Annotated in this window: 1 protein-coding gene; it reads left to right on the top strand. The window is 56.0% G+C overall.

Annotation, left to right across the window (positions count from 1 at the left end; all coding sequences use genetic code 11):
* Positions 1-102: 102 nt before the first annotated feature.
* Positions 103-841, top strand: a 739-nt coding sequence (locus tag R0J87_RS18310; RefSeq protein ID WP_498887953.1) for an IS30 family transposase, incomplete at its 3' end; no start/stop codon positions are given.

Below are 841 nucleotides of genomic sequence, written 5' to 3'. Positions count from 1 at the left end.
CCTGGATTCATAGAATAACCGCAGCACTTTGGATCACACAGTAGAGGAAGGAGGGCCAGCGCCGGTACCCTCTCGACTTTACCGACCAAAGTGAAGCAGAGAATGGGATACCGACAACTGACCCAGGCCCAACGATACCAAATTTTCGCTTACCTCGAGACTGGCATCAGCCAGCGACAGATAGCCAAGGCTATTGGGGTTCACAGCAGCACCATTAGCCGGGAGATAAAGCGCAATGGGCTTACTGCTGGCTATGCGCCTGAGCAGGCTCAATTGAGAAGTGATCAGCGTCGACGCAGCGCCTGGAAAGTGACGAAGCGACTGCCCAGCCTAATTCGATGGGTCACTGATCAACTGATGGACGAATGGAGCCCCCAGCAAATTAGTGGCTTCATGGCGAATGCCAACGGCGTTTGCGTAAGCCATCAGTGGATCTATGCGTTAATCTGGGACGACAAGAAACACGGCGGCGAATTATGGAAGCGACTCCGCTTACCACACCAGCGGCGCTATCAGCGCCGATTGGCCAAGCATGCGGGATTGGGCAAAATTCCACACCGGGTAGGTATTGAACAACGTCCCGCCGAAGTGGAAGAAAGGCGCCATATCGGCCATTGGGAAGGCGATACGGTGCTCAAGGGCCACAAAGAATCCGGCCTGGTGACCCTGGTCGAGAGACGCAGCGGATACCTCTTGGCAGCGCGCCTGCCGACAATCACGGCCACAGGAACGGCCAAAGCGATGACCCGGTTATTAAAACCACGCCGAGGTGCAGTGCAGACCATCACCTTGGATAACGGTTCGGAATTCGCCGAGCACCGACAGGTTGCCAAGGCCGTCT

Source organism: Halomonas sp. SIMBA_159, assembly GCF_046536035.1.
Taxonomy (GTDB): domain Bacteria; phylum Pseudomonadota; class Gammaproteobacteria; order Pseudomonadales; family Halomonadaceae; genus Vreelandella; species Vreelandella venusta_A.
Note: the sequence above shows the minus strand (reverse complement) of the source record. Positions and strands in the feature narration are given on the sequence as shown.